The 17,767-nt window shown below is 74.4% G+C and carries 15 protein-coding genes; 8 read left to right on the top strand and 7 right to left on the bottom strand.

The genetic code is table 11. The features are described 5' to 3' along the window. Window positions 1-157 precede the first annotated feature (157 nt). Entirely contained in the window at window positions 158-727 is a 570-nt protein-coding gene (locus tag ABT369_RS55680) for a hypothetical protein (protein ID WP_350626501.1), read from the bottom strand. A 342-nt stretch (window positions 728-1,069) separates the two neighbouring features. On the opposite strand from ABT369_RS55680, the gene ABT369_RS55675 reads away from it, so the two are divergent. Beyond that, window positions 1,070-1,459: a hypothetical protein gene (locus ABT369_RS55675; protein ID WP_350626499.1), complete on the top strand. Its 390-nt coding sequence runs from the start codon at window positions 1,070-1,072 to the stop codon at window positions 1,457-1,459. A gap of 249 nt (window positions 1,460-1,708) precedes the next feature. Here the strand turns inward: ABT369_RS55675 and ABT369_RS55670 are convergent, their stop codons facing one another. Next, window positions 1,709-3,103, bottom strand: a complete 1,395-nt coding sequence (locus tag ABT369_RS55670) for a pyridoxal phosphate-dependent decarboxylase family protein (protein WP_350626497.1) — start codon at window positions 3,101-3,103, stop codon at window positions 1,709-1,711. A 146-nt stretch (window positions 3,104-3,249) separates the two neighbouring features. On the opposite strand from ABT369_RS55670, the gene ABT369_RS55665 reads away from it, so the two are divergent. Continuing rightward, a complete protein-coding gene (locus tag ABT369_RS55665; RefSeq protein ID WP_350626495.1) occupies window positions 3,250-3,642 on the top strand; it encodes a hemerythrin domain-containing protein in 393 nt (130 codons plus the stop codon). An 18-nt stretch (window positions 3,643-3,660) separates the two neighbouring features. On the opposite strand, the gene ABT369_RS55660 is transcribed toward ABT369_RS55665, so the two are convergent. From ABT369_RS55660 to ABT369_RS55650, 3 genes are all read right to left on the bottom strand, one after another. After that, the gene (locus tag ABT369_RS55660; protein ID WP_350626493.1) at window positions 3,661-5,160 is read right to left on the bottom strand and encodes a sensor histidine kinase; all 1,500 of its coding nucleotides are present in this window, start codon (window positions 5,158-5,160) and stop codon (window positions 3,661-3,663) included. A 47-nt stretch (window positions 5,161-5,207) separates the two neighbouring features. Beyond that, the gene (locus ABT369_RS55655) at window positions 5,208-6,542 is read right to left on the bottom strand and encodes a calcium:cation antiporter family protein (protein WP_350626491.1); all 1,335 of its coding nucleotides are present in this window, start codon (window positions 6,540-6,542) and stop codon (window positions 5,208-5,210) included. Between the two features lie 85 nt (window positions 6,543-6,627). Next, window positions 6,628-8,253, bottom strand: coding sequence for an FAD-binding dehydrogenase (locus ABT369_RS55650; RefSeq protein ID WP_350626489.1), 1,626 nt, complete (start codon window positions 8,251-8,253; stop codon window positions 6,628-6,630). 21 nt (window positions 8,254-8,274) lie between these two features. Here ABT369_RS55650 and ABT369_RS55645 point away from each other — a divergent pair, with 21 nt between their 5' ends. After that, window positions 8,275-9,378, top strand: a complete 1,104-nt coding sequence (locus tag ABT369_RS55645; RefSeq protein ID WP_502891959.1) for a helix-turn-helix domain-containing protein — start codon at window positions 8,275-8,277, stop codon at window positions 9,376-9,378. A gap of 170 nt (window positions 9,379-9,548) precedes the next feature. Beyond that, a complete protein-coding gene (locus ABT369_RS55640) occupies window positions 9,549-11,630 on the top strand; it encodes a hypothetical protein (protein ID WP_350626485.1) in 2,082 nt (693 codons plus the stop codon). A 25-nt stretch (window positions 11,631-11,655) separates the two neighbouring features. On the opposite strand, the gene ABT369_RS55635 is transcribed toward ABT369_RS55640, so the two are convergent. Next, a complete protein-coding gene (locus ABT369_RS55635) occupies window positions 11,656-13,029 on the bottom strand; it encodes a serine hydrolase domain-containing protein (protein ID WP_350626505.1) in 1,374 nt (457 codons plus the stop codon). 79 nt (window positions 13,030-13,108) lie between these two features. Here ABT369_RS55635 and ABT369_RS55630 point away from each other — a divergent pair, with 79 nt between their 5' ends. Genes ABT369_RS55630 through ABT369_RS55615 form a run of 4 tightly spaced genes read left to right on the top strand, consistent with a single transcriptional unit; the run spans window position 13,109 to window position 16,766 of the window. Beyond that, window positions 13,109-14,134 carry a sensor histidine kinase gene (locus ABT369_RS55630; RefSeq protein ID WP_350626483.1) on the top strand — a complete coding sequence of 342 codons (1,026 nt, stop codon included), beginning with the start codon at window positions 13,109-13,111 and terminating at the stop codon, window positions 14,132-14,134. Continuing rightward, a complete protein-coding gene (locus ABT369_RS55625) occupies window positions 14,131-14,823 on the top strand; it encodes a response regulator (RefSeq protein ID WP_350626481.1) in 693 nt (230 codons plus the stop codon). The genes ABT369_RS55630 and ABT369_RS55625 overlap by 4 nt, the downstream gene beginning before the upstream one ends. Continuing rightward, the gene (locus ABT369_RS55620; protein ID WP_350626479.1) at window positions 14,820-15,581 is read left to right on the top strand and encodes an alpha/beta fold hydrolase; all 762 of its coding nucleotides are present in this window, start codon (window positions 14,820-14,822) and stop codon (window positions 15,579-15,581) included. Before ABT369_RS55625 ends, ABT369_RS55620 begins: the two co-directional genes overlap by 4 nt. A gap of 24 nt (window positions 15,582-15,605) precedes the next feature. Beyond that, a complete protein-coding gene (locus ABT369_RS55615; protein WP_350626477.1) occupies window positions 15,606-16,766 on the top strand; it encodes a DUF6585 family protein in 1,161 nt (386 codons plus the stop codon). On the opposite strand, the gene ABT369_RS55610 is transcribed toward ABT369_RS55615, so the two are convergent. Continuing rightward, on the bottom strand, window positions 16,749-17,531 hold the full coding sequence (locus ABT369_RS55610) for an SDR family oxidoreductase (protein ID WP_350626475.1): 783 nt from the start codon (window positions 17,529-17,531) through the stop codon (window positions 16,749-16,751). The genes ABT369_RS55615 and ABT369_RS55610 overlap by 18 nt on opposite strands. Window positions 17,532-17,767 lie beyond the last annotated feature (236 nt).

The following is a 17,767-nucleotide window of genomic DNA, read 5'->3' as shown; positions in this document are numbered from 1 at the left end:
CCTCGTCCTGGACCAGCCGACGACCACTGGACGGCAGAGTCTTTCGCGTACCGAGCCGCGCCTGAAGGAAAGATCGGCTGCGCGGATCTGCCGCGATCCGCGCTCGGCCATCCAGGTGCGCTGACCGAGTTTGTGCTTGGTGCGAATAGGCGTGTGGTCAGAACAGCGTCTGCTGGCCGCCGGACGGCGGCACGCTCGCCGTTGCGCGTCGCTCTGGAGTTGGGCTCTCGAGGACGGCGTCGAGGTCGGCCGCAGAAGCCGGCGCAATACGGAAGATGCCCTGCACGCTGATGACCTTGGTCAGCAACCCGTCCTCGGTGACGTGTTTGACGGGGCGAGGCCCCCGCCGCGGTAGGTAGGTGAGAGTCTTGACGATCTCCCCGGGAACGGCCCGACGCGCGTACGGGTGGGTGCCCTCATTACCGAGGATCACCTCGTCGGTGCAGGTCGATGCCAGAAACCGCCAGGCCGGAAACTGATCGAACAGCTCCTGCAACTGCGCGTCGTCGACCGCCCGGATCTCCCGGACTCGCATCCGGCCGAACACATACAGCACCTGACGATGCACGCCGATCGGGTAGAGCAGGTCTCCTGCCTGCACCGCGGCGCGACGGAAACTCGGCTCAGACAGATGCGGGCCGCCGAACAACACCTCGAGCGGCCGGGGAACAGTGACCGCCCGCTGCCAGCAGTCCTGTCGCCAGAAGACGGTGTAGGCGTCACTCACGAGCGCACCGTACCCGCATCCGCCGGCAGACCGGTGCATCACCAGGCACCCACAAGAGCTCCCGCCTTCCGCACAGGTATGCGGCGCGTTGTTGTCGTGCGCAACCGAGCCGTCAGGTTCAGGCGTCGCCGCGGCCGACGCCAGCTCGGTGGTTTCGGGCCTGACCTTCGAGCCCCAAGCGGATAGCACGGACCATCGTCCCGACCGCATGATCAGGTTTCCGCACATAGCCGCGCTGCGCGCTCGTGACGGGATTTGGCGTGATCTGGCTCGTAGTCGGAAGCCGTGGCCGCGCAGGTGACTGTTGGTCAGGCTCGTCCCGGCCCATGCATACTCACTGCCATGACGTACGACCTCGCCGTGTGGGAAGGCGACTATCCAGACGAGTCGGACGCGGCCGCGACCTTCGCCGCTCTCTATGACCGGTACATCGGACGAGATGACCCGACGTCGATCCCGCCGACGCCGGCGATCAGGGCATATGTGGAGTCGCTCCTCGACCGGTGGTACGAGATGGACGACCCGCGCGACATCGATGACACGAGCCCGTGGTCTGACGCGCCCCTGATGAACAACGCACAAGGCCCGATCATCTACTTCGCGATGCGGTACAGCATGGCCGACGAGGTTTCCGCCGCCTGCGCTCAGATGGCCGCCGAACGCGGACTCGTCTGCTTCGACGTCCAATGGAACCAGCTCCGCCCGACCGCCGAAGAGCACCTGCCCGCCTGATGACGGTTCCGGATAGCCGCGATCCGTCCGGCACCTCCCAGCGACGGGCGACCGGTGATGCCGAATACCGTGCACGGGTCGCGGACGGTCGCTGGCTGCCAATGGTGTAGAGGTGTGCTGTGGAGATGTTGCCCGGCTATGACGATCTCGGTCCGCACGATCTGGATGGGCCGGGACGTGCGTATGACGGATCCGAACTCCTGGCTCGTCCAGGTTTCTGACCCGCGTACCTCAACACCCCTTCACAGGTTAGGCGGACCGGGCGACCGCGCGGCGGACGGCCTCCAGGGACTCCTCGATGTCGGCCTCGTCCGTCGACCAGTTGCTCACCGAGACGCGCAGGATCGCGCGGCCGCGCCAGGTCGAGCCCGACATCCAGGCGCGGCCGTCCTCCAGCAGGGCACGGGTCACGGCGGCGGTGCGCTCGTCGTCGCCGAACGCGGCGCACACCTGCGTGAACACGACGTCGTTGAGCACCTCGGCGCCGTCGATGGCGGCGATGCCCTCGGCCAGCCGGCGGGCGTTGTGCGCGAACCCGTCGACCATCTCCGCGACCCCGCGCCGGCCCAGCGAGCGCAGCGCGGCCCACACCGGCACCCCGCGGGCGCGCCGGGACAGCTCGGGCACCTTCTCGAAAGGGTCGGCCGGGCCGCCGGGGCCCGCGGGTTCGATGAGATAGCTGGCCCGCACGCCCATCGCGGCGCGCATGGCCGAGGGGTCCGCGACGATCGAGATGCCGCAGTCGTACGGCACGTTCAGCGTCTTGTGCCCGTCCGTCGCCCACGAGTCGGCGTTCTCAAGACCGGGCACGAGGTGGCGCAGCCGGGGCGACGCGGCGGCCCACAGCCCGAAGGCGCCGTCGACGTGCACCCAGGCGCCGTGGCGGTGCGCGAGCTCGGCCGCCTCGCCGATCGGGTCGAACGATCCACTGTGGACGTTTCCGGCCTGCAGGCACACGATGGTGGGCTCGTCCCCGCCGGTGCGCAGCGCCTCGGCGAGCGCGTCCAGCCGGATGCGGCCCTGCTCGTCGGCGGCCACGGGCGTCGGGGCGCCCAGGCCGAGGTACCGCAGCGCCAGATCGAGGGTGTCGTGCCGCTCCTCGCCGACCAGCACGCGGATGCGCGGCGCCCCGAACAGCCCGTCGGCGTCGAGGTCCCAGCCCCGCCGCGCGAGCACGTGGCGGCGCGCGGCGGCCAGGCCGGTGAAGTTGGCCATCGTGGCGCCGGTGACGAACCCGACGTCGGCCCCGGCGGGCAGCCCGAGCAGGTCGAGCACCCACGCGCCGGCCGCCTCCTCCAGCGCCGCGGTCGCGGGCGTCGGGTACCGCATCGCGGCGTTCTGGTCCCAGGCGCTCACGAGCCAGTCGGCCCCGAGCGCGGCCGGGAGCGTGCCGCCGATGACCCAGCCGTAGAACCGGCCGGACGGCATCGCCATGAGCCCCGGCTCGGCCGACCGCGCCAGCAGGTCCACGACCTCGGCCGGGTCGGACGGCTCCTCGGGCAGCACCCCGCCGACGGCCGGCGCGAGCTGGTCGGCGTCGGCGCGCGGGGGCACGGACCGCGCGGCGAGCGAGGCCAGCCAGGCCCGGGCGTGCGCGTCGGCCGCGGCGAGGGCGGCGTCGTAGGCGTCCTTGTTCGCACTCATACGTCCACTGTGCGCCCCGCGATGCCCGCCGTGTCGAGGTCCACCCGCAATTCCGCGGACCGTTTAGGATGGTTCGCAGCGTCGCGGTGTACCCGGCAAACAGACCGCCGAGGGCATGGAGGCGCAGAACCCTACGAGGTCCCACCTTGTCCGAGTTCACCCCGCCGCGCGTCGCGGCCCTGGGGCACCAGCTCATCGAGATCCACCAGCACCTGCGGTCCCTGCTGGACGACATCGCCCGGCTCCCCGACTTCTCCCGCGAGCTGCGCGTGCACTGCCTCGCGTTCTGCGGCGCGCTCGAGCGGCACCACACCGGCGAGGAGCGCGGCATGTTCCAGGTGCTCGCCGAGCGCCACCCCGGCCTGCGCGCCATCCTCGCCGAACTGCGCTACGACCACGAGCAGATCGCCGCGCTGATCCGCCGCGTCGAGGCGAACCCGACCCGGGCCGAGCTCGCCGGGCTCGCCGCGGTGATGGAGTCGCACTTCACCTTCGAGGAGAAGCGCCTGGCATCGGTACTGAACGAGCTCACTCCGTGAACCGCGAGGCCCCCTCGTCTAGGGCTGGTCCGCGGCGGCGACGACCGGCAGCGTGAAGCAGATGCGGGCGCCGCCGGTGTAGGTGGGGTCGAGCCAGATCCGGCCGCCATGGTGCTCGACGATCCGCTTGCAGATCGCCAGGCCGATGCCGGTGCCCGGGTACACGTCGCGCGGGTGCAGCCGCTGGAAGATCACGAAGATCTTGTCCTCGAACTGCGGCTCGATGCCGATGCCGTTGTCCTGCACCGAGAACCGGTGGAACCCGTCCTCGTCCTGCCGGTCGACGACGATGCGCGGCGGGGTGTCGGGCTTGCGGAACTTGATGGCGTTGCTGACGAGGTTCTGCCAGAGCATCGCCAGCAGCGTCGGGTCGCCCTGGACGACCGGCAGGTCCTCCGGGCACTCCAGCACGGTGTCGGTGTCCAGCATGCGGGCCTCGAGATCCGAGCGCACCCGGCGCATCGTGGCGGACAGGTCGACGTCGGTGACGTTGTCGTAGACGCGGCCGACCCGGGAGAACGCGAGCAGGTCGTTGATGAGCGCCTGCATCCGGGTCGCCCCGTCGACGGCGAAGGCGATGTACTGCCGGGCGCGGTCGTCGAGCTGCTCGGCGTACCGGCGCTGCAGCATCTGGCAGAAGGACGCGATCTTGCGCAGCGGCTCCTGCAGGTCGTGGCTGGCGACGTAGGCGAACTGCTCCAGATCGGAGTTGGAGCGCCGCAGCCGCTCCTCCTGCCCCCGGCTCTCGGCCAGCGCGGTCACGATCCGCTCCCGCATCGCCTCCACGTCGGAGCCCAGCGCGGCCAGGTCCGGCGGGCCGTCGGCGGGCACGTGGTGCTCAAAGTCCCCGTCGGCGACCCGGCGCACCGACGTCTGCAGCCGCTCGAGCGGGCGCAGCACCAGCCGCTGCAGCATGAGCGCGATCGCGAACAGTCCGATGAGCAGACCGCCGACGATGATGCCGAAGATGGTGTCGCGGCGATGGCGGGAGCTGTCCAGCGCCCGCCGCCCGGCCGCCCGGGCCTCGTCGACCCGCTGCTGCAGCACGCTCACGTCGGCCCGCAGCGCGTCGAACGCCGTCTTGCTCGACACGACCAGCGGCGACTCGGGGTTCGGGGCGGCGATGAGGGGCTCGGCGTACGCCGTGCGCCACCCGGCGGCCACCCGCTCGATGGCCTCGAGGCGCTCCAGCGCGTGCGGCTCGTCGGCGAGCAGGGTCCGCAGCCGGTCGGCGACGCGCCGCTCGGTCGCGACGCCCTCGTGGTACGGCGCGAGGAAGTCCGGCTCGCGGGCCAGGACGAACCCGCGCACGGCGGTCTCCTGGTCGACCAGGGCCGCGCCGAGCTCGACGACGGCCGTGGCGGCGGGCGAGATGCGCAGCTGCAGCCGGTCGGAGACCCGCGTGGTGTCGGCCAGCGAGGCGTATCCGGCCCACGAGCCGAGCACGATGAGCAGCGTCAGGGCGCCGATCGTCAGCGCGAAGAGGCGCTGGCTGGTGAGCCGCCGTCGATCCGTCACGCGACGCAGATTACGGCAGGCCCCGGCGTGCCGCGCGACGACGGCGATCAGCCGTCGGCCGACACCGCGGCCTTGAGGCGGGTCCGCAGACGCAGGCGGCCGCCGCCCGTCGTGGTGCAGCGCAGGTCGCCACCGAGGTCCGTGTACCGGGTGAGCAGGCCGTCACGGAGCATCGGCACGAGGCACGCGCGCTTGCGGATCGCGGTGACGACGGCCAGGGCGAGGTACACGACGCTGAGGGCGACCAGCTCGCCGTCGTGGTACTCGCGCGGCAGCACGGCGGCGAGCACGAACTGGACCAGGAACAGCCCGAGCAGCACCAGCGCGGCCCGCAGGCTCAGCGTCAGCCCGAGCAGCAACGCGATGGCCAGCAGCGACTGGGCCGCGGTCAGCAGCAGCTCGCCGCGCTGGGCCGGCTCGATCGGCAGCCCCGACCAGCCGCGGCTGGACACGGCGAAGACCACCGGCAGCGTGCCGACCAGCAGCGTCCACTGGTTGACCTTCGAGGACACCAGCGCGCCGAGGGCCTCGGTGGTGTGCAGGCGGTAGGCGTACAAGCCGGCCACCAGCAGCTCGGGCGCCTCCGAGGCGAGCGGCGCCACCCACTGCACGAGCAGGAACTGGCTGATGCCGAGCTGCTGCCCGGTGTCGACCAGGCTCTGCGCGAACGGTTCGGCGGCGAGCAGGATGACCGCGGCCGAGACCAGGAACAGGCCGATCACCGTGGCGCGGCGCGGGACCTTGGCCAGGTTGCCGACCCGCGCCGAGGGCCCGATCAGCTCCGGCTCCCCGGCCGGGGCCCGCGACACCCGCCAGCTGTAGGCGACGAAGACCGCCACGAGCACGGCGGTGTCCCAGAGCGTGAGGGTCCGTTTGAAGGGCAGGATCAGGCAGTACAGCGACGCGATCGTGAGAAACGCGAGCGGGACGGCGTCGGCGCGCCCGAGGGTGATGCCGCGCTCCTTCGAGCGCCGCCACGCGATGAGCACCACGACGACCCAGCCGATGCCGACCAGGATCCGGTTGGCGCCCGTCATGTTGGCCAGCGCCAGCGAGCACGCGGGGGTGCCGTCGCCACCGGGCGGGCGGCAGCCGGCGCCCCACTGCTGCGCCGCCTCGCCGCCCCGCCACGTGAAGACGAAGTCGACCGAATACTCCGGGAGCACCGCGATCAGGGCCAGGACCGCGACCGCCAGCCCGGCGGACACGTCGACCTGGGCCGCCTCGGCCGCCCAGGCCAGGACGAACGCGGCGCCGACGATCGCGCCGCCGAAGACGAGCGCGGCCACGGGCGCCGGCACCTCGGCGCCCGCGAGCGCGACGGCCACGCCGGGGACGGTCGCCGCGAGCGCCAGCAGGCCCGAGAGGGGCGGTCGTCGCATGCGACCCGATGCTACCGGCGCCGCGGTCAGACCGCCTGGGACGCGGCCCGGCCCGCCGTCCGTCCCGATGCTACCGGCGCCACGGTCAGACCGCCTGCGACGCGGCCCGGCCCGCCGTGCGTCCCGAGAAGAGGCAGCCGCCCAGGAACGTGCCCTCCAGCGAGTTGTAGCCGTGCATGCCGCCGCCGCCGAAGCCGGCCACCTCGCCGGCCGCGTACACACCGGGCAGCGGGGTGCCGTCGGCGCGCAGCACGCGGCCGGACAGGTCGGTCTCCAGGCCGCCGAGGGTCTTGCGGGTGAGGATGTTCAGGCGCACCGCGATGAGCGGCCCGGCCTTCGGGTCGAGCAGGCGGTGCGGGGAGGCGACGCGGATGAGCTTGTCGCCGCGGTACGAACGGGCGCCGCGCAGGGCCGTGATCTGCGCGTCCTTCGTGAACGTGTTGGTCATCTCGCGGTCGCGGGCCTCGACGGTGGCCTTGACGGCCGCGGCGTCGAGCGGCACGCCGGGCTCGAGGCGCTGCATGCCGGCGATGAGCTCGTCGAGCGTGGAGGCCACGACGAAGTCGGCGCCGTGCTGCTTGAACGCCTCGACCGGACCCGGCGCGCCCTTCTTCACCCGCTGCAGGACCTGGCGCACGCTGCGGTTGGTGAGGTCGGGGTTCTGCTCGGAGCCCGAGAGCGCGAACTCCTTCTCGATGATCTTCTGGGTGAGGATGAACCAACTGTGGTCGTACCCCGTCGCCGTGATGTGCCGCAGGGTGCTCAGCGTGTCGAAGCCCGGGAAGCACGGGGCCGGCAGCCGCTTGCCCGTCGCGTCCAGCCACAGCGACGACGGCCCGGGCAGGATCCGGATGCCGTGGTTGGGCCAGATCGGGTCCCAGTTGCGCAGGCCCTCGGTGTAGTGCCACATCCGGTCGGGGTTGATGACGTGCCCGCCGGCCGCCTCGGTGATGCCGAGCATCCGCCCGTCGACGTGCGCGGGCACGCCCGCGACCATCCGGCTCGGCGGGGTTCCCAGCCGCGCCGGCCACGCCTTGCGCACGAGGTCGTGGTCGCCGCCGATGCCGCCCGACGTCACGATGACCGCGGACGCCGACAGCTCGAACTCGCCGACCGCGGTGCGCGAGCTCGACTGCCCACGCGCGACGGTGCTCGGCTCCAGGATCGTGCCGCGCACCACCCCGCCGGGCAGCAGCTCGTCCACGCGGTGCCGGAAGCGCAGGTCCACCTTGTCGCTCGCGCGGACCCGGCGCTCGAACGGCTCGACGACGCCCGGGCCGGTGCCCCAGGTGATGTGGAAGCGCGGGACCGAGTTCCCGTGCCCGTCGGCCGGCCCGCCGCCGCGCTCGGCCCAGCCCACGACCGGGAAGACGCGGTGCCCCATGGCCCGCAGCCAGGCGCGCTTCTCCCCGGCGGCGAAGTGCACGTAGGCCTCGGCCCAGCGCCGCGGCCACTCGTCCTCGGCCCGGTCGAACTGGGCGCTGCCGAGCCAGTCCTGCCAGGCGAGCTCGGCGGAGTCCTTGATGCCCATCCGCCGCTGCTCCGGCGAGTCCACGAAGAACAGCCCACCGAACGACCAGAAGGCCTGCCCGCCGATGCTCTGCTCGCCCTCCTGGTCGAGCAGGATCACGCGCTTGCCCGCATCGGCCACCTCGGCCGCCGCCACCAGCCCGGCCAGCCCGGCACCGATCACGATCACATCCGCATCCACCCGACCAGGCTAGGCATCCGCGTGCCAAAATCGTTGGTGCCCGAAACACATTTTCCGCCGGAGTTTGTCACCCCGGTGACAAAGGCGGTGCTGGCCGCGGTCCGCGCCGCGATGCGCGAGCAGGGCCGCTCGCTCACCGGCGGCCAGGGCCACGGGCTCACGCTGGGCGTCGAGACCGCCGTGGCCACCTTCATCTCGGGCGCCGACCTCGCCCCGACCCTGTCGCTGTTCGCCGAGCTCGGCCGGACCGAATACCGCGAGGGCCACCGCGTCGACGCGCTGCGCTCGATCCTCACGCTCGGCGCGCAGACGTTCTGGGCCACGCTCGTGCAGCGCCCGGGGCCGCTGGAACCGCCGCAGTTGTACGCCACCGCCGCCGCCCTGTTCGGCTACGTCGACGCCCTGGCCGGGGCGGCCGCGGAGGGCTACCTGGACGAGCAGCGCGACGCGGCGCGGGACTGGGCGCAGCTGCGGCGCCGGCTCATCACGCTGCTCGTGCAGCCCGACCCGCCGGCCGAGGCGGCCCTCCTGGCCGCCGCGGAGGCGGCGAACTGGCCGCTGCCCACGTCCGTGTGCGCGGTCAGCGTCGAGGGCACCGACGCCGAGCACCTGGCCCGGGCCGCGGGCGGCGGCGCGATCGCGACGGTCATCGACGGCGCGACGCGCCTGCTGGGCCCGTCGCCGCACGCGCTGGAGCGGCCCCTGGCCGGGCGGCGGGCGGCGATCGGGCCGGCGGTGCCGGTGCGGGAGGCGCGCCAGTCGTACCGCATCTCCCGCAAGGCCCTCGAACTGCAGCAGGCGGGCCGGCTGCCCGAGGGCGTCCTGGCCTGCGACGAGCACCTGGTGCCGCTGCTGCTGGGATGGGAGCCGGGGGTCGCCGACCGCCTCGCCTCGCGCGCGCTGGCCCCGCTGGCGGCGCTGACCCCGGCCGCCCGCCGCCCGCTGACCGAGACACTGCACGCCTGGCTGCGCTGCCAGGGCCAGGTGATCCCGGCCGCCCGGGCGCTGCACACGCATCCGCAGACGATCCGCTACCGCCTGCGCCGCCTCCGCGAGCTGTTCGGCGACCGCCTCGACGACCCGGACGAGCGCCTGGCGATCCAGCTGGCGCTCATGGCGAGCTAGCGCACGGGCCGAGGGCACGCACCGCGTCGGACGGGCACGCCGCCGGGTCGGCCTCGGCCCGCGTGAGTCCGGCGGGCCAGCAGGTCGGCGAACGCCTACCGGGTTCACGCCGCCGCGGGGCCCGCATGTCGCGCGGGACCGGCTTTCGCGCACCCGGTACCGTGCCGGGCATGTTGACGGAGCTGGATGCGGTGGCGTGGCCGGAGCTGACCCACGCCTACGGTGAGGCCGACGACGTTCCCGACCTGTTGCGCCGCCTGGCCGCCGGTGACGAGGAGGCGCTGCACGCCCTCTACGGCAACATCTGGCACCAGGGCACCGTCTACGAGGCGACCGCCCCGGCCGTGCCGTTCCTCATCGAGGTCCTGGACGCGCCCGGCGCCGACGCCGCCGGCGTGCTGCACCTGCTGGCCTCGATCGCGGAGGGCTCGTCGTACCTGGAGGTGCACGAGCGCTTCCGGCCCGCCTCCGAGCGGGGCACCGGCGAGGCCGAGGAGCAGCTCGCCGCGGAGCTGGCGTGGGTCGCGGCCGCCCGGTCCGCGGTCGCCGCCGGCCGCCCGGTCTACGTGCGCCTGCTGCGCGCCGCGCCGTCCGAGGACACCCGCGCGGCGGCCGCCTACACGCTCGCCGCCCTCGACGCGGCCGGCACCGACGCTGCCGACGCTGCCGACACCGACACGGCCGCGCTGCGCGACCGGGCCGCGGCCGACCCGAGCCCGGTCGTGCGCGCCGCGGCGATCCTGGCCCTGCGCGCCCGCGGCGTGCTCGACGCGCGCGGCCTGGCCGATCCGGAGCCCCTGCCGCGGGTCGTCGCCGCCATGGCGCACCTCCTGGAGGGCGACCTCGGCCCGGCCGGGGTCCTCGCCGCCGACGGCCCGGCGGTCCTGCGCGCGGTGGCGCGGCTGCCGTGGGACAGCGACGACCCGCTGGCGTGGATCCTGAGCGCGGCCGAGCGGGACTGGCCCGCCCAGGTGCGCGTCCTCACCGCCTGGCTGGCGCACCCGGACCCGATGGTGCGCGCGGGCGCGGTGTACGCCGCCGAGGACCCCATGCGCACCTGGCGCGCCGCGGGCGCGGAACTGGCCCCGCTCCTGGCCGCGCGCCTGGACGACCCGGACCCCACCGTCCGGTTCTGGGCCGCGTCCCACCTGTCCGCCGCCGGCCGCGCCGCGACCGGCGCCGACGCGCTGTGGGCGCTGGTCGATCGCAGCCCGGGCCTGGACGCGACCGCCGCGCGGGCCCTGACGGCCCTCGTCGGCCTGGAGGACCCGCGGGCCGACGCCCACATCGCCCGGGTCCTGTCCGCCCCGCCGCCTCCCCCGCCGGCGGCGCTGACCGGCCACGAGCGGCTCAGCGCGTTCATCGCCGCGGCCAACGAGCGGGACCCGGCGGTGGGCCGGAACCGGGCGCTGCGCGAGCAGATGGCCGACGCGGCCCGGCCGGTGCCGTCGCTGGTCTTCGACCTGAAGCCGCTGCAGCCGGCCCTGCTCCGCCTCGGCGCCTGGGCCACGGCGACGCGCGCCGCCCTGCCGCCCGCGATCGCCCGGGCCCAGCCCGGCTTCGAGCAGAACCTCCTGATCGCGACGGCCGCGCGCCTGCACCCGGCGCCCGCCTCGGCCGCGTCCCTCGTGCCGGTGCTGCGGGACTGCCTCGGCGAGGAGAACCCGTCGACCGCCGCCATCGAGGCGCTCGGCACGCTCGGCCCGGCCGCCGCGGCGGCGGTGCCCGAGCTGACCGCCCTGCTCGGGCACGCCGAGCTGACGATCCGCCTCCCGGCCGCGGCCGCCCTGGCCCGGCTCACCGGCGACCCGGCCCCGCTGCTCGCCGAGGCCGCGGCGGCCCTCGCCGAGCCGCGCGCCTGGCAGCGCACCGAGGCGCTGTTCGCCCTCCCGGCCGCGGGCCGCGCGGCCGCGGATCTGGCCCCGGACCTGCGCGCGCTGTTCGCCGACGACGACGAGTGGCAGTCGATGCGGGCCGCGGTCGCCTACTGGCACGCCACCGGCGACCCGGCCCCGGTCGTCCCGGTCCTGCTGCGCCACGCCACCCACAGCCCGCGCGGCCTGGAGGCGGTGCGCTGCCTGGCCGAGATCGGCCCCGCGGCGGCCGCGGCCGTCCCGGTCCTCGAGGCGGCGATCGCCGCACCCGACCGGCAGCCGTTCAACCACGACACCTGGGGCCACGACGACGATCTGTGGCTCGACGCGTGCACGGCCGCCGTGGCCCGCATCACCGGCGGTGGCGCGCTCCGGTGACCGCGTGGGCCGGCCCCGGGTCCGGCTAGATCGCGTCGGCCAGGATGTTGGCGACGGCCACGCGCGTCGGGTCGGGGTTGGCCCAGCTCCAGTTCGGGTGGGCCCGGTTCGTCAGCAGCACCAGGACGAGCTTGCGCTTCGGCTCGACGACGAGCTCACAGCCCGTGAAGCCGGTGTGACCGTACGCCCCCGACCCCGCCAGCCGCCCCATGAACCACGACTGGTCGAGCTCGAGCCCGATCCCGTGCGTCGAGGTGCGGTTCGGCCGGTCGACGTCGGTGGCCGGCAGGCCCGAGTTCTTGTTGGTGAGCATGTTGCGGACCGTCGCCTCGGACAGGATCCGCTTGCCGTTGACCTGCCCGCCGCCGAGGAACATGAGCCCCAGCACCGACAGGTCGGCCGCGGTGGTGAAGATGCCCGCCGAGCCGGCCACGCCGCCGAGGACGTTGCAGATGTCGTCGTGCACGGTGCCGCGCAGCAGGCCGCGGGAGGTCCGGGCGTCGGTGGCGGCGAGGCGGTTGGCCTGGTCGGCGGCGCTGAGCCAGTTCTTCGGCTTGAAGCCGGTGTCGCGCAGCCCCAGCGGGCCGGTGATCTCGTTCTTCACCTGCTGGTCGAGCGGCTTGCCGGTGAGCTTCTCGAGGATCTGCTGGGTGAGCAGCAGGCCGAGGCTCGTGTAGCGGAACAGTGTCCCGGGCGCGACCCCGTCGGCGAGCGGGGTCGAGACGATGTACTCCCAGCGCGCCGCGACGTCGGGCTTCTTGGACGTCTCCGGGATCGACGGGCCGACCGGCAGGCCGCTGGTGTGGGTGAGCAGCATCTGCACGGTGACCGCGGACTTGCCGGGGCCGTCGAAGGCGGGCAGGTACTGCGCGACGGGCGCGGCCAGGTCGAGCTTGCCCCGGTCGACCTGCTGCAGGGCGAGGATGGTGGTGTACACCTTCGTCACCGACGCCACGTCGAAGACGGAGTCGGGGCGCATCGCCACGCGGGACTTCGCCGGCAGCTCGACCGGCCCGGCGCCGTAGCGCAGCGCGTCGCCGACCGCGGCGTGCGTGGTCACCTTGCCGCCGACGTTGACGAGCACGGCCGCGCCCGCGTAGCCGGGGTGCTTCGGGTTGTCGGACGTCGGCACCAGGTACCGCTTCAGGACGTCGACGACCTTGCCGCTGTAGGGCGCGGTGAGGATCTGCCCCGACGGGCTCGCGCTGGCCGAGCCGGACAGGCCCGCCACCCCTTCCACGGCGGCGGGCGGCTCACCCGGCACGGGTCCGTCGGAGGCCGCGTCGGACGGGGCGGCGGCGGGTGACACGGAGTCCGGACCGCAGCCGCTCAGGGCGGCGACGGACGCGGCGAGGCCGGCCCCGAGCACGGCGCGCCGGCCGAAGCGGCGATCAGACATCACGGCGGGCATTCTCGCACCCCCGCACGCCGGAGCCCCACCTCCGAAAGGCCGATCCGGACACTGTCAGGATGGTGGGATGGGCAGCGGCCGCGGGCGGGGCGTCGTGGTCGCGGCCGCCGGGCTGGCCGCGGCGACCGCGATCCTGGATCCGCTGCGCGGGCACCTGTCGCTGGCCTCGGTCACGCTGCTCTACCTGGTGCCGGTGGCCGGCGCGGCCGCGGCGGGCGGGCTCTGGCCGGCGCTCGGCGCCGCCGTGGCCGCGGACCTGCTGCTGAACTTCCTCTTCGTGCCGCCGCTGCACACGCTGAGCGTCGCGAGCTTCGACAACGCGATCGCGCTGCTGGTGTACGTGCTCGTCGCGGCGGCGGTCGCGGTGGCCATGGACGTCGCGAAGCGCCGGCGGGCCGCGGTCGGGCGGGCCCGGGAGCTGGCCGAGGTCGACCGGCTGCGCACGGCGCTGCTCGACGCGGTCAGCCACGACCTGCGCACCCCGCTGGCCGGGATCAAGGCCTCCGTCTCGAGCCTGCGCAGCCCGGACCTGGAGTTCACCGCCGCCGACCGGGCCGAGCTGCTGGCCACCGTCGAGCACGCGACGGACCGGATGACGGCGCTGGTCGAGAACCTGCTCTCGTTGAGCCGGCTGCGGGCCGGGGTACTGTCGGCGGCCCCGGAGCCCACGGCCCTCGACGCGGTGGCGGCGGAGGTGGTCCTGCACCTGCCCGACCCCGAGCACACGCGGGACCGGGTGGCGGTGGACGTGCCCGAGGACCTGCTCGCGCTGGCCGACCCGGGCCTGCTGACCACCGTGCTGTCCAACCTCGTCGCGAACTCGCTCGCGGCCGCGCCGCACGTGAGCATCACCGGCGCGGCGGACGGGGCACGGGTCCGGCTGATCGTCGCCGACGACGGGCCTGGGGTGCCCGCGGCCGAGCGCGCCGCGCTGTTCGAGCCGTTCCAGCGGCTCGGGGACCGCGGCGGGGCCGGGCTGGGGCTCGGGCTGGCCATCGTGCGCGGGTTCACCGAGGCCATGGGCGGCACGGTCACGCCGTCGGAGACGCCCGGCGGCGGCCTGACGATGACGGTGGAGGTGCCGCGGGCATGAGCGGGGTGCTCATCATCGACGACGACGAGCCGCTGCTGCGCGCGCTGCGGCTCAACTTCGCCGCGCGCGGCTACCGGGTGCAGACCGCCGGCACCGGGGCCGAGGGTCTCGCGGCCGCCGCGGACCACCCGCCCGACCTCGTGATCGTCGACCTCGGCCTGCCCGATCTCGACGGGCTCGACGTGGTGGCGGGCATCCGGGGGTACAGCAGCGTGCCCATCATCGTGCTCTCCGCCCGGCACACCGGCCCCACCAAGGTCGCGGCCCTGGACGCGGGCGCGGACGACTACGTGACCAAGCCGTTCGGGATGGACGAGCTGCTGGCGCGCATGCGCGCGGCCCTGCGCCGGGCCGCGCCGGCGCCGGCCGCCCCCGTGCTGCTGACCCCCGCGTTCCGGCTGGACCTGTCGGCGAAGCAGGCGACCGGGCCGGACGGCGGGGTGATCCGGCTCACGCCGACCGAGTGGCACCTGGTCGAGGTGCTGGCCCGGCACGAGGGCAAGCTCGTCGAGCACAAGCGGCTCCTGCGCGAGGTGTGGGGGCCGCGGTACGAGACGGAGACCAACTACCTGCGGGTGCACTTCGCGAACCTGCGCCGGAAGCTGGAGCCGGACCCGTCGCGCCCGCGCTACTTCGTGACCGAGCCCGGGATCGGCTACCGGCTGGAGCTGCCCGGGGACGCGACGTGATCGCGGACGGCCACGACACCCGCGTCCTGTCCCACGGCCGCCGCCGGGCCCGCTCGGTGCTGCTGCTGCACGGGTACACCCACTCCCCCGCCCAGCTCGACCCGCTCGCGGCGCTGTTCTTCGCCCGCGGCTACAACGTCGTCGTCCCCCGCGCCCCCGGCCACGGCCTCGTCGACCCCGGCGCCCACGCCACCGTCACGGCCGCGGGGCTGCGCGCGTACGCCGCCGAGGCCCTCGACACCGCCGCCGCGCTCGGCGGCGAGACCGGCGTGCTCGGCGTCTCCGGCGGCGGGGTGCTCGCCACCTGGCTGGCCGCGCGCCGCCCGGACACCGTGCGACGGCTCGTGGTGCTGGCCCCGCTCTACGCCCCGCACGCCTCGCAGGTGCCGCCCGCGGCCCGGGTCGCCATGCGGGTCCTCTACGGCCGCCGGATGCTCCCGGATCGGCGCAGTTCGCGGGGGTACTCCTACCGCGCCGTCGCCCAGTACCTGCGCATCGCGTCCGCCCTGCCCCGCGCCTTCCCCGCGAACGGACCGGCCCGGGTCGCGGCCGTGCTCGCCCCGGGCGACACGACGGTCGACGGCGAGCTGGCGTTCGGTCTGCCCGAGCGGCTCGCGCGCGCGGCCGGGGCCTCGCTGACCCTCGATACCCTGCCTTCCCAGTTCGGGCTGGCGCATGACATCATCTCGCGGCACCGGCTCGGCGAGCACGCCGACGTGCTCTACGAGCGGTACGCAGCGCTCTACGAAGACGCCTGACTCGGCTTCATCCACGGGGGACCCATGATCCCGCAGTACCGCGGCGCCATCATCGGCGCCGTCATCGGTGTGCTCAGCCTCGGCCTCGCCGGGTTCCTGGCCACCTCCACCGACGTCACGTGCGACGGCAACACGATGTCGCCCGGCGACCAGTGCGTGCACATCTCCACCAAGACCGGCACCCGGACCGTGAACTCCTACGAGGAGGAGGCCTCGTCGCAGCGGGTCGGCGGCGGGCTGACCGGCGGCATCCTCGGCGTCGTCTTCCTCGGCCTGGGCACGCAGCAGGCGCTGGCCGGGCGCCGGCGCGAGCGCGAGTCGGCCGCCGCCGGGCAGGCCACCCGCGAGCTGCTGAGCATTCCGATGCCGCCGGACCCGGACGCGTCCACGAACCCGCCGCCGCCGACGATCCCCGCGGACGCGATCCAGGCCGCGTGGCAGGCCCAGCTGGGCGGGTACGTGGCCTCGATGCAGCCGGGCAAGCGCTCGGCGGCGCTGGTGTACCTCGGCCTCCTCGCGATCATCGGAATCTTCCTGTTCGGGCTCGGCGTCTCGCAGGGCGGGGTCGCGATGGTCGTCCTCGGGCTGATCGCGCTGCTGTTCCTCGGCGCGTTCGTGGCCGTGCTGGTGCGCTCGCCGCTGGTGTCGAAGAAGGCCCGCCTGCTCGGCTTCCACCTGTTCGCGCACGGGTTCGTGCGGGCGACCGGGGCCGGCGTGCAGGCCTACCGGTGGGACCAGATCGTCACGATCTACCAGTCGATCATCCGGCAGCAGGTGTACGGCGCGACGACGAACACCAACTACTCCTACGCGCTCGAGTTCGTCGACGGGCGCGTGCTGAACCTGAACAACTTCTCGGCGGACATGAAGGTGCTCGGGCCGATCCTGCAGGAGCGGGTGGCCCGGGTGCAGGTGCCGCGGGCGCTGCAGTACCTGCACTCCGGGCGGGCGATCCCGTTCGGGGCGTACGTGCTGAACGCGGCCGGCGTGACCAACGGCGCCAAGAGCGCGCCCTGGTCCGAGATCGGCGGCGTGAAGATCGAGAACGGCGGCCTGCGCCTGTGCCGGCCCGGCGGCCGGGCGATCCTCGGCGGCCGGAAGGTCCGCGACATCCCGAACTTCCTGACGTTCGCGATCCTCGTCGACCGCATGGCGGGCCAGCCCGCGTCACAGGTTCGCGGCTAGGTATTCCTCCCACGTGCGGCGGCCCACCGCGCGGTCCGGGGCCAGGTTGGCTCCGGCCCGGATCGCGCGGTAGGCGCCGCCGCCCATGGGCATCCGCACGACCGGGCGCCTCCGGCCGGCCGCGCGCAGGTAGGAGCGGACGAGCTCGTCGAAGCCGTAGGCCCGCGGGCCGGCCAGGTCCGCCACGAGCCCGGCCGGCTCGCCGAGCGCCAGCTCCGCGAGCCGGGCCGCGACCTCGGCCCCGTCGACCGGCTGGAAGCGCACGCCGGCCGGGACGGGGATCACCGGCAGGCCGGCCATTTGCCGCACCGTGGCGAGGGTCAGCTCGTGGAACTGGCTCGCCCGCAGGGTCGTCCACGGGATGCCGGACCCGGCGACGAGGACCTCGGCGGCGCGCTTGGCCCCGAAGTAGCCGAACGCCATGCGGTCCACGGCGCTCGTCACCGGAACGCGGTCGGCCCCGACGACCGAGATGTAGACGATGTGCTTGGCGCTCGCCGCCGCGCGCAGGAGGTTCGCGGCCTTGACGTCGTCGCCCTTGGCCGAGCCGGCGCAGTGCACGACGACGGCCGCGTCGCCGGCGGCCCGCTCGACGTGCTCGCCCGTCGCCAGGTCGCCCTCGACGTATTCGACGCCGTCGAGCGGCCGTTCCGGGCGCCGCCGGGCGAGCACCCGGATCGGGCGGCCCGAGGCGCGCAGGTGCGGCAGGAGCAGGCGTCCGAGCGTGCCGGTGCCGCCGGTGACGAGGATCGGTGTGGTGTCCATGCCTCCTCGACCCGCGGGGCGCTCCGGATGTGACACCGCCGTTTGGAGACCGCCGTCACGTAATTCGCTGGTCCGGACGGTCCGGGGGCTGCTACCCACGGGGGCGTGATCGCCTCTTGAGCCGTACCTCGCGGGGATCGTGCTGGCCGAGGTCGCGCGGCAGCTCGGGGCCCGCCCGGCCGCGCGGCCGCCCCGGCGCGGGCTCTCCTACGGCAGCGGGCTCGGGCCCGAGCGCC

Source organism: Dactylosporangium sp. NPDC000244, assembly GCF_040300725.1.
Classification (GTDB): Bacteria; Actinomycetota; Actinomycetes; order Mycobacteriales; family Micromonosporaceae; genus Dactylosporangium.
Note: the sequence above shows the minus strand (reverse complement) of the source record. Positions and strands in the feature narration are given on the sequence as shown.

Excerpts from the sequence above, each read along its gene's own strand:
- ABT369_RS55675 (WP_350626499.1), top strand. The coding sequence starts at position 1,070 with ATGACGTACGACCTCGCCGTGTGGGAAGGCGACTATCCAGACGAGTCG.
- ABT369_RS55670 (WP_350626497.1), bottom strand. The coding sequence starts at position 3,103 with ATGAGTGCGAACAAGGACGCCTACGACGCCGCCCTCGCCGCGGCCGAC.
- ABT369_RS55655 (WP_350626491.1), bottom strand. The coding sequence starts at position 6,542 with ATGCGACGACCGCCCCTCTCGGGCCTGCTGGCGCTCGCGGCGACCGTC.
- ABT369_RS55640 (WP_350626485.1), top strand. The coding sequence starts at position 9,549 with ATGTTGACGGAGCTGGATGCGGTGGCGTGGCCGGAGCTGACCCACGCC.
- ABT369_RS55635 (WP_350626505.1), bottom strand. The coding sequence starts at position 13,029 with ATGTCTGATCGCCGCTTCGGCCGGCGCGCCGTGCTCGGGGCCGGCCTC.
- ABT369_RS55630 (WP_350626483.1), top strand. The coding sequence starts at position 13,109 with ATGGGCAGCGGCCGCGGGCGGGGCGTCGTGGTCGCGGCCGCCGGGCTG.
- ABT369_RS55625 (WP_350626481.1), top strand. The coding sequence starts at position 14,131 with ATGAGCGGGGTGCTCATCATCGACGACGACGAGCCGCTGCTGCGCGCG.
- ABT369_RS55615 (WP_350626477.1), top strand. The coding sequence starts at position 15,606 with ATGATCCCGCAGTACCGCGGCGCCATCATCGGCGCCGTCATCGGTGTG.
- ABT369_RS55610 (WP_350626475.1), bottom strand. The coding sequence starts at position 17,531 with ATGGACACCACACCGATCCTCGTCACCGGCGGCACCGGCACGCTCGGA.